Source organism: Actibacterium sp., assembly GCF_055134745.1.
This window is the reverse complement of record NZ_JBSRVX010000051.1, coordinates 1-13182: the sequence shown is the minus strand read 5'-3', so window position 1 is coordinate 13182 and position 13182 is coordinate 1. Positions and strand designations below refer to the sequence as shown.

Sequence of the window (13182 nt, the reverse complement as noted above, 5' to 3'; positions counted from 1 at the left end):
CGTGGGCCGGGTGTCGTTTTGGGCGGTCACTTCGCCTTCGGCATCATCTGTGTTTGTGGCCTGCCCCAGCCGGACCGTAAAGCGATAGGCTTTCAGCGCATCGGTGATATAGGGCACGGTCTTGGTCGCCTCGCCCAGGGCGACGGCCAGAACCCCGGTGGCCTCGGGGTCGAGCGTGCCGGCATGACCTGCCTTTTTCGCGTCGAATGCCCAGCGAACCTTGTTCACCACGGCATTCGACGAAATACCGGCAGGCTTGTCCACGATCAGCCAGCCCGAAATGTCGCGTCCCTTGCGCCGGCCCATCTGCATTCCCTTTCCTGTTCGAAGGCGCGTAGCTAGCCAAGCGCGGCGGCTGCGTCAACGGTCCGGCGCGCCGAGCACGGCAACGATGGGGCCCATCGGCAGGCCCAGATCCGCGCGCCCAAGTTCCGGGGCGTATAGCCGCGAGATGCTGCCATCCAGATACAGCGCGTCGGGCGTGCCCAGCGCATCACGAAACAGGCGGCCGAATTCGTGGAACGTCACCGGATCGTCGGAAATGGCAAACACGACCGTGCCATCGGGTGAAATACCGACACCATTGCGGATATGGCGTGACGTGCTGTCAGGCAGAAACCGCGGATGCAGCTTGCCTCCGATCACCAGCATCGGCCCCGATTGGGTGGCGTCGCGGCATTGCATTCCGCCGTCGATGAAGGCGCGCGTTTCAACGATCTGTGCGCCCCCGTCGGTCAGGCACAAGATGCCATTGGGCAACATGCCGAAATTGCCCGCACTGGCGCCTGCAACCGCGCCGCGCTGTTGTTCGCCATCCTCGACATACAGCCCGACCGGGCTGCGATCGGGATGATACATGCCCGCATTCATCGCAAAGATCAGGTTTTCGCCTTGACGCGCCAGCAGATCGCGCAATCGCCCGAAACTGCCGATCAGTTCGCCCGCATCATCCATACGGAACAGCCGGATCCGGTCTTTTACCGGATCGGCGCGGCATACCGTATAGGTCTTCTGGTCAAAGCTTTGCTTCAGGCACGCGGCCTGGCCTGTCATTGGCAACAGCAGCAAACCAAAACCGCAAACGGCGGCCCTAATCGCTGTCTTCATCAGGGTCATCCGTGGCACCCTCGATATCGCGCCGCACCGCATCCTGTGAAAACAGGCGGCGTGTGTCGTCCATCCGGTCAAAGGTTTCATCAATCTGGAACCGGATCTCTGGCGAAAATTTCAGGGTCAGCGCCTTTGATACCGCCCGGCGCAATTCGTACCGGTTGCGGCGCAGCGCCGACAGCGCCTCTTCCGCGCCTTGCCCACCCAGCGGCAGAACGAAGGCCGTCGCGATCCGCAAATCAGGCGATGTGCGCACCTCGCCCACGGTGATAGACATCCGGTTCAGGTCAGGATCGTGGATATCACCCCGCGCCAGCACATCCGACAGGGTGCGCCGGATCAGTTCGCCCACACGAAGCTGGCGTTGCGAAGGGCCCGAGCCCGAAGAAAAGAGATTGCTGGCCATGACGATCATCTAGGACAAGGCGGCCCGCCCTGCAAGCGGGGCTTTGCCAAGACTGCACGGCTGAGCTACACCTTGCCGCAAGACAAAGGAGACGGGACATGACCGACACACCGGGGATCGTGATCGCAGGCGCAAGCGGCCGGATGGGGCGGATGCTGATCCGCACTGTCACTGAAAGCGACGCCGCGCGGCTGGTGGGCGCGGTTGAACGTCGCGGCAGCGAATGGATCGGCCGCGATGCCGGCGATCTGATCGGCGGCGGGGCGCTGGGCGTCACGATCACCGATGACCCGCTTGCGGCCATGGCCCGCGCGCAGGCCGTCATTGATTTCACCACGCCAGCGGCAACGGTCGAATTTGCCGCCCTGGCCGCGCAGGCCCGCGCGGTGCATGTGATCGGCACCACCGGGTTGACCGAGGCCGACCTGCACAAGATCGCGCTGGCTGCACATCACGCGGTGATCGTGCGCGCCGGCAATATGAGCCTAGGCGTGAACCTGCTGGTCGAGATCACCAGAAAGGTCGCCGCCGCGCTGGACGCGGATTACGACATCGAGGTGATCGAGGCCCATCACCGCCACAAGGTCGATGCCCCGTCGGGGACCGCCCTGATGCTGGGCCAGGCCGCCGCACAGGGGCGCGGCATCAATCACGGCGAAATGACCGACCGCGCCCGCGACGGTATCACCGGCCCGCGCGCCCGTGGCCATATCGGATACAGCGCGATCCGGGGCGGCGATATCGTGGGCGAGCATGACGTGCTGTTCGCGGGCGCGGGCGAGCGCGTGATCCTGCGCCATGTGGCAACAGATCGCGCCATATTTGCACGCGGTGCATTGAAGGCCGCGCTTTGGGGGCAGGACAGGGCGCCGGGCGAATATTCGATGGCGGATGTTCTGGGGTTCTGACGCTGTTCGGGACCGCGCGCCAGCCGGTCTGCCCCGTCGGGCCGATAGATGCCTTGCCCCTTTCCTTTCCCGAAAAAATCCCCTATACGCGCGCATCCGTCCGGTCTTTGATTTGATCTGGCAGATACCTCCAAGGGCCATGCTGGACGACATCCCGGCCTGTGCCATAACCCCTTTGAACAAAGGAGACCCCGATGTCGATTACGGCAGAAGAAAAGAGCCGTCTGGTCAAGGAATACGCCACCAAGGAAGGCGACACCGGTTCGCCCGAAGTCCAGGTCGCGATCCTGACCTCGCGCATTTCCACGCTGACCGAACATTTCAAGACCCACAAGAAAGACAACCATTCCCGTCGTGGGCTTTTGATGATGGTGGCCCAGCGCCGCAAGCTGCTGGATTACCTCAAGCGCAAGGAAGAGGCGCGCTATACTGCGTTGATCCAGCGCCTGGGCATCCGCCGCTAAGCCAACAGGACGCGCCCCACAAAGGCGCGTCTTTTTTCTGTTCCGGACCGGTTCCGGGGCATTCAACCGCAGACCGCCCCAAAGGCTCGGGGGCCGGTCACAACGACAGAGCCACGGGGCAAGCGGCCCCGTATGCAAACGGGGAAGCGGGAGGGTCCCGCCCCCAGGATAGGAAACGAGATGTTTAACGTAACGAAAAAATCGATGCAGTGGGGGGACGAGACCCTGACACTGGAAACGGGCAAGATTGCCCGTCAGGCCGACGGTTCGGTTATCGCCACTTTGGGCGAGACCAGCGTCATGGCCAACGTGACCTATGCGCGCGCGCCCAAGCCGGGACAGGACTTTTTCCCGCTGACCGTGCATTATCAGGAAAAATACTATGCCGCCGGCAAGGTTCCGGGCGGTTTCTTCAAGCGCGAGGCGCGCCCGACCGAAAAAGAAACGCTGACGTCGCGTCTGATCGACCGTCCGATCCGTCCGCTGTTCGTCCCCGGCTTCAAGAACGAGGTCCTGGTGATGTGCACTGTTCTGAGCCATGATCTGGTCAACGACCCCGATGTCGTGGCGATGATCGCCGCCAGCGCCGCGCTGACGATTTCCGGCGCGCCCTTCATGGGCCCGATCGCCGGGTGCCGGGTCGGCTTCGTGGGTGGCGAATATGTGCTGAACCCGTCGGTCGACGACATGCAGAACCTGCGCAACAACCCCGAACAGCGTCTGGATCTGGTCGTGGCCGGCACCAAAGACGCCGTGATGATGGTTGAATCCGAAGCCTATGAACTGTCCGAGGCCGAGATGCTGGGCGCAGTGAACTTTGCCCATCAGCAGATCCAGCCGGTGATCGACCTGATCATCGCCCTGGCGGAATCGGCGGCGAAAGAGCCGTTCGACTTCACCCCGCCGGATTATTCGGACCTCTATGCCAAGATCAAGGCGTCGGGCGAGGCTGCCATGCGCGCCGCCTATGCGATCACCGACAAACAGGAACGCACCGCCGCCGTGGCCGCTGCCAAGGAAACCGCCAAGGCGGGCCTGTCCGAAGAAGAACTGGCCGATGCCAATCTGGGTTCGGCCCTGAAAAAGCTGGAAAGCGCCGTTCTGCGCGGCGATGTCGTTGCCAATGGCAAGCGGATTGATGGCCGTGCACTGGATACCGTGCGCCCGATCATCTGCGAAACCGGCCTGCTGCCGCGCACGCATGGATCGGCGCTGTTCACCCGTGGTGAAACCCAGGGCCTGGTCGTGACCACGCTGGGCACTGGCGATGATGAACAGTTCATCGACGCGCTGCATGGCAATTTCAAATCGAACTTCCTGCTGCATTACAACTTCCCCCCCTATTCGGTGGGCGAGGTTGGCCGTGTGGGGTCGCCCGGCCGCCGCGAGATCGGCCATGGCAAATTGGCCTGGCGCGCGTTGCAGGCGGTTCTGCCTGCGGCGACCGATTTCCCCTATACGATCCGCGTCGTGTCCGAGATCACTGAATCGAACGGCTCCAGCTCCATGGCTTCGGTCTGCGGCGGGTCGCTGTCGATGATGGATGCGGGCGTGCCGTTGAAAGCACCGGTTGCCGGTGTGGCAATGGGTCTGATCCTGGAAGAAGACGGCAAATTCGCCGTTCTGACCGACATTCTGGGCGACGAAGACCATCTGGGCGACATGGATTTCAAGGTCGCGGGCACCGAAAACGGCATCACGTCCTTGCAGATGGACATCAAGGTTGCGGGCATCACCTCGCAGATCATGGAAAAAGCCCTGGCGCAGGCCAAGGCCGGTCGTCTGCACATCCTGGGTGAGATGGCCAAGGCCCTGACCGAGGCCGGATCGTTCTCGGCCCATGCCCCGCGCATCGAGACCATGACCGTGCCCACCGACAAGATCCGTGAAGTGATCGGTTCGGGCGGCAAGGTGATCCGCGAGATTGTCGAGGTATCCGGCGCCAAGGTCGATATCAACGACGATGGCGTGATCAAGATCGCCTCGTCCAGCGCCGAAGCCATCCAGAAGGCCTATGACATGATCTATTCGATCGTGGCAGAGCCGGAAGAAGGCAAGATCTACAAAGGCAAGGTCGTCAAACTGGTCGATTTCGGTGCCTTCGTGAACTTCTTTGGCAAGCGCGACGGTCTGGTTCATGTCAGCCAGATCCGGAATGAGCGCCTGAACCATCCGTCGGATGCGCTGAAGGAAGGTCAGGAAGTCTATGTGAAACTTCTGGGCTTTGACGATCGCGGCAAGGTCCGCCTGTCGATGAAGATGATCGATCAGGAAACCGGTGTCGAAAAAGCCGCCGAGAACGCTGAATAGGCGGTTCTTCCAGACCAGTAATACCCAAAAGGCCCCGGCATTGCGTCGGGGCCTTTTTTCGGTCAAACGCTGTATCCATGACCCATGCCGCTGATATCTCGGTGATCTCTGTTGCCTATAACAGTGCAGATGCGCTGCCGGGGATGCTGGCCAGTCTGCCGGCCGGTCAGGACGTGGTGATTGTCGATAATGGCCCTGATGACGGGATGCGCGCGCTGGTCACAGATTGGGGTGGTCGGGTTGTGGTGCCCGGCGAAAACCTTGGGTTTGGCGGGGGATGCAATCTGGGTGCGTCGCAGGCGCGCGGCAGCTATTTTCTGTTCCTGAACCCTGATGCGCGACTGCGGGAAGATACACTGGCAGCGCTGGTCGATGCGGTTGATCGCCATCCCGGCGCGGGGGCGTTCGGGGCCTGTCTGGTCAGTGAAACCGGCAAGCGCAGCTATCGCCGCCGCACCCGGGTCGGGACCGGCACGCCCAGCCTGCCCAAATCGGTGCCGGTGCATGACACGCAGGTGCCTGTGCTGTCGGGGGCGGCGTTGCTGGTGTCGCGGGCTGCGTTTGAACGGGTTGGCGGTTTTGATCCGGCAATGTTCCTGTATTACGAAGACGATGACCTGACGCTGCGCCTGTCGCGCGAGATTGGCCCGCTTTGGTTCATTCCGCAGGCCGAAGTGTTGCATATCGGCGGGGCATCCAGCCCGACGACGCCACAAATGGCCCGGTTCAAAGGCTATCACTGGGGCCGCTCGCGCGTCTATGCTGCGCGCAAACATGGCAACCGGATGCCGCTGTGGCGCGGGTTGCGAAACGCGCTGAACTTTCTGATATCGCGCCGCAGTCTGACATCGGCCGTGCACCGGGCCGAAGGCACCGGACGGCTGGCGGGGGCCTGGTCGATGCGAAAAAAAGGGATGAAGGATAACGAGTATGAATGACAAAACCCTGCCCGCCTATGTAACAGAGGTCAGCGCCGATCCTGCCGCCCCGATCCGCTATTCGCTATGCACGCTTGTGACAAACCGGGGGCAATATGCGGATATGGTGGCGTCATTCGTCGCGGCGGGGTTCGGGCCTGATGATTGCGAATTTCTGTATCTGGACAATTCCGCACAAAATCGGTTCGACGGGTATCGGGGCCTGAACCATCTGATTGCGCAGGCCCGTGGGCAATATGTGATCCTGTGCCATCAGGATGTGCTTGCGATCGACGGGCGGGCCACGCTGGACGCCTGTCTTGCCGATCTGGACACGCGCGCGCCCGACTGGGCCGTGGCAGGCAATGCCGGATATGATGCAAAGCGCCGCAAACACATGCGCATCACGCATCGCTATGGCATCAATGCGCGGGTGGGCGATCTGCCTGCGCCGGTCGACAGCCTGGATGAAAATTTCCTGTTGGTGCGGCGCGATGCGATGGTCGGGTTTTCGCATGATCTGGCGGGGTTTCATTTCTATGGCACCGATCTGGTGATACAGGCGCAACTGCGCGGGTTCAGCGCATGGGCCATTGATTTTCATCTGGAACATCTGGGCCATGGCAAGATCGATCACGGCTTTTTGGACGCGCTGAATGCGTTTCAGGCCAAATATGCGCGCGCGTTGCGGCACCGTTCGGTGCGCACGCCGGTCACCAAGGTCGCGCTGGGCGGCAAGGATCTGGAAAGCACGTTCCGTAAATGGAAAACCGGGTACGAGCTGGACAAGGGCGCCAAACCGTTGCACCGGCTGAAACGGTTCGATTTCGCGCGGCGCAAACTGGCGCTGGACCTGCGTGACCGGATCAAGGGCCCGCGCTATGACATCGACGGGGCCACGCTGACGATTCCGGCAGGCGCGCCGCCGCAGCCGCGCAAGGCGCTGTTGCGCGGAACCTATGAGGGGCCGGAACGGGCGCTGGTGGCGCAATATCTGCCTGCCGATCTGCCGGTGATCGAACTGGGCGGATCTTACGGCATTGTCAGCCATGCGATCCGGCAAAAACTGGCACCCGGTGTGCCCCAGATCATTGTCGAGGCGAACCCCGCCCTGATTGATATCTGCCGCAACAATGCCGCCCTGGCGGGGCAGGCGGATGCGACGCATGTGATCAACGCCGCCCTTGCATATGGCGACAGCCCGACGGTGCAGTTCGAAGTGACCGAAGGCATCCACAATTCCCATGTCGCCGGGGACAGCAGCAGTGGTGGCACGATGACCGAAGTGCCCGCCGTCACCCTGTCGGGGCTGTTGGCGGAATACGGGATCACCGGCGCCTTTAGCCTGGTCTGCGATATCGAAGGGGCAGAGTTGTCGCTGCTGGAAAACGATGCGGCGGCGCTGGCGCGCTGCGCCTGTGTGGTGATGGAACTGCACCCGCCCATGTTCATCGATGCCGGAGCATCCGTTAGCCGGGTGATGAATTTGTTCACGGCAGCCGGTTTGCAGGTGGTGGATCAGCGCGAACTGGTCGTGGCCGCGACCCAGGCGCCGCGCTGATCCGGGCTGCCTATTTCGGCGCCTTGATGGTGCGCAGATAGGGGAAGATCTCGTTGACCTCACCGAATTTCACGCGCGCATCGGCGGTGCTGACAGATGTTTTCACGATCACATCGTCGCCCGGCTTCCAGTTTGCCGGTGTGGCGATCGGATTTTTCGCGCCGGCCTGAATGGCATCCAGCGCGCGCAGGATCTCGTCAAAGTTGCGGCCGACGGTCATCGGATAGATCAGCATCAGCTGAACCTTCTTGTCCGGGCTGATGATAAAGGTCGTGCGCACGGTTTGAGAATCGGCAGGTGTGCGGCCGTCGGGCAGATAGGCGTCGGCGGGCAGCATGTCATACAGCTTGGCCACTTTCAGGCCGTCATCGGCGATGATCGGAAAGGTGGCCGGCGCGCCGGCGAAACTTTCGATGTCTTTTTTCCAGGCCATGTGTTCTGTCACGCCGTCAACGGAAATGCCGATCACCTTGGTGTTGCGTTTGGCGAATTCACCGGCCAGTTGGGCAACGGCCCCGAATTCGGTCGTGCAGACCGGGGTGAAATCCTTGGGATGCGAAAACAGGATGGCATAGCTGTCGCCGATCCAGTCATGAAAGCTGATCGGACCGACTGAGGTATCGGCCGTGAAATCCGGTGCGATGTCATTGATGCGCAGTGCCATGGGCATGATCCTTTCGTCAGGTGAATTTTACTCACACCCTAAATACTCTTTCATGCGCCAGTTTACAGCCCCTGCGTGACCTGTTGTCGCGTCCGGCGCCAAGGCTAGAACGGGGATTTCGCACTGAACGACATGCCGCGCCCGCCATCGGGGTGGCGCAGGCGCAGGTTTTCGGCGTGCAGCATCAGGCGCGGTGCATCGCGCGCCGGGCCGCTGGCATAGAACGGATCACCCAGAATGGGATGCCCCAGCGCCAGCATGTGCACCCGCAACTGATGGCTGCGCCCGGTCTTGGGATACAGTCGCACGCGCGTGGTTTGTTCTTCACGGCGCACGACACGCCAGTCGGTCAGCGCCGGGCGCCCGGTTTCGTGGTCAACCTTCTGCAAGGGGCGGTTTGGCCAGTCAACGATCAGGGGCAGATCGACCGTGCCCTTTGCCGGTGCCAGATGTCCCCAGACCCGCGCGACATAGGTCTTTTTCACCTGACGGGTTTCAAATTGCTGGCCCAGGTGGCGCTGCGCGGCGGGCGTCAGCGCAAAGACCATGATGCCAGATGTATCGCGATCCAGCCGGTGCACCAGCAGGGCATCGGGAAATGCGCCCTGAACCCGCGACAAAAGGCAATCGGCCAGATGATCGCCGCGCCCGGGCACTGACAGCAATCCGGCGGGTTTGTCGGCGATCAGCAGGTCTTGATCCTGATGCAGGATCGTCAGCGGGGTGTCGGGCGGGGCGTATTCGGTGAACATGGCGTCGCTCTAGCCCAGCAAGTGGCGCCCGACCAGCCCCCGCAAACCGAATGGTAACGAATCGCTCCTACGGTCGCGGCAAGCAAACAGGAGACTGCGATGAACCTGACAGCCGAAGACAGGAATGATGTTCTGGTGATTTCCGTCAACGAAAGCCGGATAGACGCCGCCGTGGCGATTCAGTTCAAGGACAAGATCCGCGATCTGGTCGCCACGGCGCAGCCAAGGGTTGTGCTGGATCTGTCACAAGTCGACTTTCTGGACAGCAGCGGTCTGGGGGCCGTGGTGGCCAGCCTGAAACTGGTCGGGGCCGATCGCAGGCTTGAACTGGCCGGGCTGACACCGACAGTCGCCAAGGTGTTCCGTCTGACACGAATGGACACGGTCTTTGCCATTCATCCCTGTGTCGATGCGGCCTTTGCCCCTGGCGAAGATGCTGCATGATGGGGGCGGCAGCAAATGGCTGTTGCGACGGAAGCGCGGCCAGGATGCCTGCGGCGCTGTGCCTGCAATTCGCCGCCGAACCGCTGCAGGTTCGCGCCGCCTTGTGCCGAACCATCGACACGCTGCGCAACTCTGGCCTGTCTTCCGATTGCTGTGGAACGGCCGAGATCGTTTTGGCCGAAGTGTTGAACAACATCGCCGAACATGGCTATGCCGGTTTGCCGCCAGGCTGGGTGGAACTGCAGCTGGACCTGTCGCACTCCGTGCCGCGTTTCACGATCCGTGACGGCGGGCGCCGGATTCCCGAAGGTGCGTTGCCAATGGCCGATTGTGAAAGCGGCCCTGCACCTGAATTGCTGCCCGAAGGAGGATTCGGCCGATTCCTGATCGCGCAAATCGCCCGGGATCTGTGTTATTGCCGCTGTGATGGAATCAACCATCTGCGATTTTCCCTGTTCTGACGCAAATAGTTCTGAAAACGCTGGAAAGAACACGAATCTGATCTGCCGCCGTGAAAGTGCCGCATTTCGATCACATCGCGGCCCGAATGGCAGGGCATATCGGCACTGTAGCTGCATATGGCTTCCCTCGGCGCGGCGTTAACAGCCCCCACCCAGTGCGCGGCGTCGAGGTCTTATGCATCTGATCCACATGTTTCGAGTGCAGTTCGCTCTCTTTGCCTCTTTCGTCCGATGCCCTCATTTCGGAGGAAAGAGGCAATAGCGCCTGCATCGCTTTGCGCCAGCACAACAGTGACAACACGCCAAGGCAGCGGTCTTCCCAAGGCGCGCAAACGTCGATGGCTCAGTTCAGTTGAAACTGCAGCGGGTAATGCCCGTCTTCGAAATCGCCAAAAAGATCGGACAGGTCCGGATGGTCAACCGGTTCGCCGGTTTCATCGGGCAGAAGATTTTGCTCTGACACATAGGCGACATAATAGCTTTGATCGTTTTCAGCCAACAGGTGATAAAAGGGCTGATCCTTGGGCGGACGGCTTTCTTCAGGGATGGCATCATACCATTCCTGCGTATTCGAAAACATTGCATCGACATCGAAAACCACCCCGCGAAACGGGTGCTTGCGATGCCGCACAACCTGACCAAGATGATATTTCGCCTGTGACTTTAACATCATGTATATCCCCACATGTTGTTCATACCTGCCCCGGGGGGGGATTGTCCATCCGCAGCGCCGGGCGGGACGGGAAACAGTCTGTGGATATGTCAAGTGGAATCAAATTGACCGTATCGCGGCGATTTCAATGAATTTCACGCCTTTGTCGTTTCAACGGGCGTGATTTTTGCGTAATCTGCCTGAAAACAAGAAAACAGAATGCGAGAGGCCGATGAGCAGACTTCTTCGCGTGGCCCTGTTGCTGGTTCTTGCCGGATGCGGCGGGGGCTATAACACGCCGCCACGCAATCTGGATGATGCATGCAGCATCGTGGACCAGCGCCCGCAATATCTGCGTGCGATGCAACGCACCGAACGGCGTTGGGGTGTGCCGGTGTCGGTGCAGATGGCAACGATCTATCAGGAAAGCAAATTCGATGGCGATGCCCGCACCCCTGTCAATTTTGTGCTGGGGGTTATCCCGATGGGGCGGCAAAGCTCGGCCTATGGCTATGCGCAGGCGCTGGACGGCACATGGGATGAATACCGTGATCAAACCGGCCGCCGGAGCGCGCAACGCGACCGGATCGACGATGCCGTTGATTTCATAGGCTGGTATATGAGTGGGACGACGCAAAAACTGGGCATACCGCTGAATGACGCGCGCAATCAGTATCTGGCCTATCACGAAGGTCGAACCGGCTATGCACGCGGCTCGCACAACAGCAAAAGTTGGCTGCTGCGCGTTTCAGGCGAGGTGGCCCAGCGGGCCGACCTATATTACTATCAGTTGCGCAGCTGCCGCTAGGGCGGCAGATTGCCTAGCGGTTTGACCGGGTGCGCATCATCGTTTCCTGTTCGATGTTGAACAGGGATGCGCGCAACGCAATGTTCTGGGTCAGATCGCTCAGCGTCACGCGCGTGCTGCCGCCCCCGCCATCTGTCACCACCCATCCCCGCAACCGCACCGGATTGTTGGAAAAGATCAGGCTGATCGTGCCGTAATCCGGGTTTTCGGGGTCTTGCGCAACAACGGTCGTCGTGTCGCCGCTGCTGGTATGCGACACCACCATCCGGGCCTTGGTCAAATCGACATTTCGTTCCAGGATCAGGTTAAGCGGAGTGCGCTTGAGCGGATATTGTTCGGGCGGCTGATTCGACTTGTTGTCGAATATCGCCACGGCCCCCCCACCGGCCAGAACCAGCGCGTCATTCGGCGCATCATATTCAAACCGCATCCGGCCAGGGCGGTTCAGATACAGTGTCCCCGTCGAACGCGATCCGTCACCGTTAAGCTGTTCAAACCCGGCCTGCGCCGTGGTGATGCCGTTGAAATAGGCAGACAGATCCGCAAGAGAGATCTTCTCGGCCAGGGCCGGCAGCGCGGAGAGAGCAACGAAAGCCGTGGCCAATGCAAAGCGAAATGTTTTCATGACTTCCATCTAATCGCAGCACGACCGTTTTGCACGTGCCAACCTCTCACGTTTGAGAGAGGTCAGCCGTGACTCTCGGGCACCAGAATCTCGCGTTTACCCACATGGTTGGCCGCACTGACCACGCCTTGTTCCTCCATCTGCTCGACCAGCCGCGCGGCTTTGTTATAGCCGATGGCCAGCTTGCGCTGAATGTATGAGGTCGAACATTTGCGGTCTTTCAAAACGATGGCCACGGCGGTGTCATACATCGCGTCGTCCAGATCGTTGCCGCTGCTCAGGCCCAGCACCGCGTCGATATCGCCTTCGCGATCTTCATCAGGGCCTTCCAGAACGCTGCCCATATATTCGGGCGGACCAAAGGATTTCAGATAGGTCACAATCTCCTCGACCTCTTCATCGCTGACAAAGGGGCCGTGCACGCGGGTGATGCGGCTGCCGCCTGCCATATACAGCATATCGCCCATGCCCAGCAGCTGTTCGGCACCCATTTCACCCAGAATGGTGCGGCTGTCGATTTTCGACGTGACCTGGAAACTGATACGGGTCGGAAAGTTCGCCTTGATCGTGCCGGTGATCACATCGACCGACGGGCGCTGGGTGGCCATGATAAGATGAATGCCTGAAGCCCGCGCCATCTGCGCCAGACGCTGGATGCAGGCCTCGATTTCCTTGCCGGCAACCATCATCAGGTCGGCCATCTCATCGACGATGACCACGATATAGGGCATCTTTTCAGGTGCGAATTCCTCGGTCTCGAAAACCGGTTCGCCGGTATCGTCGTCAAACCCGGTTTGCACGGTGCGGCTGAACATCTCGCCCTTGGCCAGCGCATCGGCCACCCGGCCGTTATAGCCGTCGATATTGCGCACGCCGAGGCGGCTCATCTTGCGATAGCGATCCTCCATCTCGCGGACCGCCCATTTCAGCGCCATCACGGCCTTCTTCGGATCGGTAACGACAGGGGTCAAGAGATGCGGGATGCCGTCATAGACGGAAAGCTCCAGCATCTTCGGATCGACCATGATCAACCGGCATTCGTCCGGCCGGAACCGGTAAAGCAGCGACAGGATCATCGTGTTGATTGCGACCGACTTGCC

General features: G+C 60.8%; 15 protein-coding genes and 1 pseudogene. 8 read left to right on the top strand and 8 right to left on the bottom strand.

The features are described from left to right. The 3 genes and pseudogenes from ACTCHC_RS10860 to rbfA all read right to left on the bottom strand — a co-directional run. Positions 1–306 (bottom strand): annotated as a pseudogene (locus ACTCHC_RS10860) (tRNA pseudouridine(55) synthase TruB); the annotation flags it as partial. 54 nt (positions 307–360) lie between these two features. Beyond that, entirely contained in the window at positions 361–1107 is a 747-nt protein-coding gene (locus tag ACTCHC_RS10855) for a phosphodiester glycosidase family protein (RefSeq protein WP_463022512.1), read from the bottom strand. Next, the gene (rbfA, locus tag ACTCHC_RS10850; protein ID WP_463022511.1) at positions 1091–1516 is read right to left on the bottom strand and encodes a 30S ribosome-binding factor RbfA; all 426 of its coding nucleotides are present in this window, start codon (positions 1514–1516) and stop codon (positions 1091–1093) included. The genes ACTCHC_RS10855 and rbfA overlap by 17 nt, the downstream gene beginning before the upstream one ends. A gap of 98 nt (positions 1517–1614) precedes the next feature. Between rbfA and dapB the strand changes: the two genes are divergently transcribed. From dapB to ACTCHC_RS10825, 5 genes are all read left to right on the top strand, one after another. Next, a complete protein-coding gene (dapB, locus tag ACTCHC_RS10845; RefSeq protein WP_463022510.1) occupies positions 1615–2424 on the top strand; it encodes a 4-hydroxy-tetrahydrodipicolinate reductase in 810 nt (269 codons plus the stop codon). Positions 2425–2618: 194 nt separating this feature from the next. Then, a complete protein-coding gene (gene rpsO, locus ACTCHC_RS10840) occupies positions 2619–2888 on the top strand; it encodes a 30S ribosomal protein S15 (protein ID WP_463022509.1) in 270 nt (89 codons plus the stop codon). 180 nt (positions 2889–3068) lie between these two features. Further along, positions 3069–5198 (top strand): polyribonucleotide nucleotidyltransferase, encoded by a 2130-nt coding sequence (gene pnp / locus ACTCHC_RS10835; protein WP_463022508.1) that lies wholly within the window; start codon positions 3069–3071, stop codon positions 5196–5198. A 77-nt stretch (positions 5199–5275) separates the two neighbouring features. Beyond that, the gene (locus ACTCHC_RS10830; RefSeq protein WP_463022507.1) at positions 5276–6136 is read left to right on the top strand and encodes a glycosyltransferase family 2 protein; all 861 of its coding nucleotides are present in this window, start codon (positions 5276–5278) and stop codon (positions 6134–6136) included. Then, positions 6129–7676 carry an FkbM family methyltransferase gene (locus tag ACTCHC_RS10825; RefSeq protein ID WP_463022506.1) on the top strand — a complete coding sequence of 516 codons (1548 nt, stop codon included), beginning with the start codon at positions 6129–6131 and terminating at the stop codon, positions 7674–7676. Before ACTCHC_RS10830 ends, ACTCHC_RS10825 begins: the two co-directional genes overlap by 8 nt. A gap of 10 nt (positions 7677–7686) precedes the next feature. On the opposite strand, the gene ACTCHC_RS10820 is transcribed toward ACTCHC_RS10825, so the two are convergent. Further along, positions 7687–8340 (bottom strand): peroxiredoxin, encoded by a 654-nt coding sequence (locus tag ACTCHC_RS10820; protein WP_463022505.1) that lies wholly within the window; start codon positions 8338–8340, stop codon positions 7687–7689. Between the two features lie 104 nt (positions 8341–8444). Beyond that, entirely contained in the window at positions 8445–9092 is a 648-nt protein-coding gene (locus ACTCHC_RS10815; protein WP_463022504.1) for an RluA family pseudouridine synthase, read from the bottom strand. A 99-nt stretch (positions 9093–9191) separates the two neighbouring features. On the opposite strand from ACTCHC_RS10815, the gene ACTCHC_RS10810 reads away from it, so the two are divergent. Both ACTCHC_RS10810 and ACTCHC_RS10805 read left to right on the top strand, forming a co-directional pair. Further along, the gene (locus ACTCHC_RS10810) at positions 9192–9536 is read left to right on the top strand and encodes an STAS domain-containing protein (RefSeq protein WP_463022503.1); all 345 of its coding nucleotides are present in this window, start codon (positions 9192–9194) and stop codon (positions 9534–9536) included. Beyond that, complete coding sequence (locus ACTCHC_RS10805; RefSeq protein WP_463022502.1) at positions 9536–9997, top strand: ATP-binding protein; 462 nt, start codon at positions 9536–9538, stop codon at positions 9995–9997. The genes ACTCHC_RS10810 and ACTCHC_RS10805 overlap by 1 nt, the downstream gene beginning before the upstream one ends. Before the next feature lie 343 nt (positions 9998–10340). Here ACTCHC_RS10805 and hspQ read toward each other — a convergent pair whose 3' ends face one another. Next, the gene (gene hspQ, locus ACTCHC_RS10800) at positions 10341–10667 is read right to left on the bottom strand and encodes a heat shock protein HspQ (RefSeq protein WP_463022513.1); all 327 of its coding nucleotides are present in this window, start codon (positions 10665–10667) and stop codon (positions 10341–10343) included. Between the two features lie 214 nt (positions 10668–10881). On the opposite strand from hspQ, the gene ACTCHC_RS10795 reads away from it, so the two are divergent. Then, a complete protein-coding gene (locus tag ACTCHC_RS10795) occupies positions 10882–11457 on the top strand; it encodes a transglycosylase SLT domain-containing protein (protein ID WP_463022501.1) in 576 nt (191 codons plus the stop codon). Positions 11458–11470: 13 nt separating this feature from the next. Here ACTCHC_RS10795 and ACTCHC_RS10790 read toward each other — a convergent pair whose 3' ends face one another. Continuing rightward, entirely contained in the window at positions 11471–12082 is a 612-nt protein-coding gene (locus ACTCHC_RS10790; RefSeq protein ID WP_463022500.1) for a LolA family protein, read from the bottom strand. A 62-nt stretch (positions 12083–12144) separates the two neighbouring features. Beyond that, on the bottom strand, positions 12145–13182 hold a 1038-nt coding region (locus tag ACTCHC_RS10785; RefSeq protein ID WP_463022499.1), incomplete at its 5' end, for a DNA translocase FtsK.

What these genes read in the sequence shown, in the direction of transcription:
- ACTCHC_RS10855 (WP_463022512.1), bottom strand. Translation starts at nt 1,107, where the DNA reads ATGAAGACAGCGATTAGGGCCGCCGTTTGCGGTTTTGGTTTGCTGCTG.
- dapB (WP_463022510.1), top strand. Translation starts at nt 1,615, where the DNA reads ATGACCGACACACCGGGGATCGTGATCGCAGGCGCAAGCGGCCGGATG.
- ACTCHC_RS10795 (WP_463022501.1), top strand. Translation starts at nt 10,882, where the DNA reads ATGAGCAGACTTCTTCGCGTGGCCCTGTTGCTGGTTCTTGCCGGATGC.
- ACTCHC_RS10790 (WP_463022500.1), bottom strand. Translation starts at nt 12,082, where the DNA reads ATGAAAACATTTCGCTTTGCATTGGCCACGGCTTTCGTTGCTCTCTCC.
- ACTCHC_RS10805 (WP_463022502.1), top strand. Translation starts at nt 9,536, where the DNA reads ATGGGGGCGGCAGCAAATGGCTGTTGCGACGGAAGCGCGGCCAGGATG.
- pnp (WP_463022508.1), top strand. Translation starts at nt 3,069, where the DNA reads ATGTTTAACGTAACGAAAAAATCGATGCAGTGGGGGGACGAGACCCTG.
- rpsO (WP_463022509.1), top strand. Translation starts at nt 2,619, where the DNA reads ATGTCGATTACGGCAGAAGAAAAGAGCCGTCTGGTCAAGGAATACGCC.
- rbfA (WP_463022511.1), bottom strand. Translation starts at nt 1,516, where the DNA reads ATGGCCAGCAATCTCTTTTCTTCGGGCTCGGGCCCTTCGCAACGCCAG.
- ACTCHC_RS10810 (WP_463022503.1), top strand. Translation starts at nt 9,192, where the DNA reads ATGAACCTGACAGCCGAAGACAGGAATGATGTTCTGGTGATTTCCGTC.
- ACTCHC_RS10825 (WP_463022506.1), top strand. Translation starts at nt 6,129, where the DNA reads ATGAATGACAAAACCCTGCCCGCCTATGTAACAGAGGTCAGCGCCGAT.
- ACTCHC_RS10815 (WP_463022504.1), bottom strand. Translation starts at nt 9,092, where the DNA reads ATGTTCACCGAATACGCCCCGCCCGACACCCCGCTGACGATCCTGCAT.
- ACTCHC_RS10830 (WP_463022507.1), top strand. Translation starts at nt 5,276, where the DNA reads ATGACCCATGCCGCTGATATCTCGGTGATCTCTGTTGCCTATAACAGT.
- ACTCHC_RS10820 (WP_463022505.1), bottom strand. Translation starts at nt 8,340, where the DNA reads ATGGCACTGCGCATCAATGACATCGCACCGGATTTCACGGCCGATACC.
- hspQ (WP_463022513.1), bottom strand. Translation starts at nt 10,667, where the DNA reads ATGTTAAAGTCACAGGCGAAATATCATCTTGGTCAGGTTGTGCGGCAT.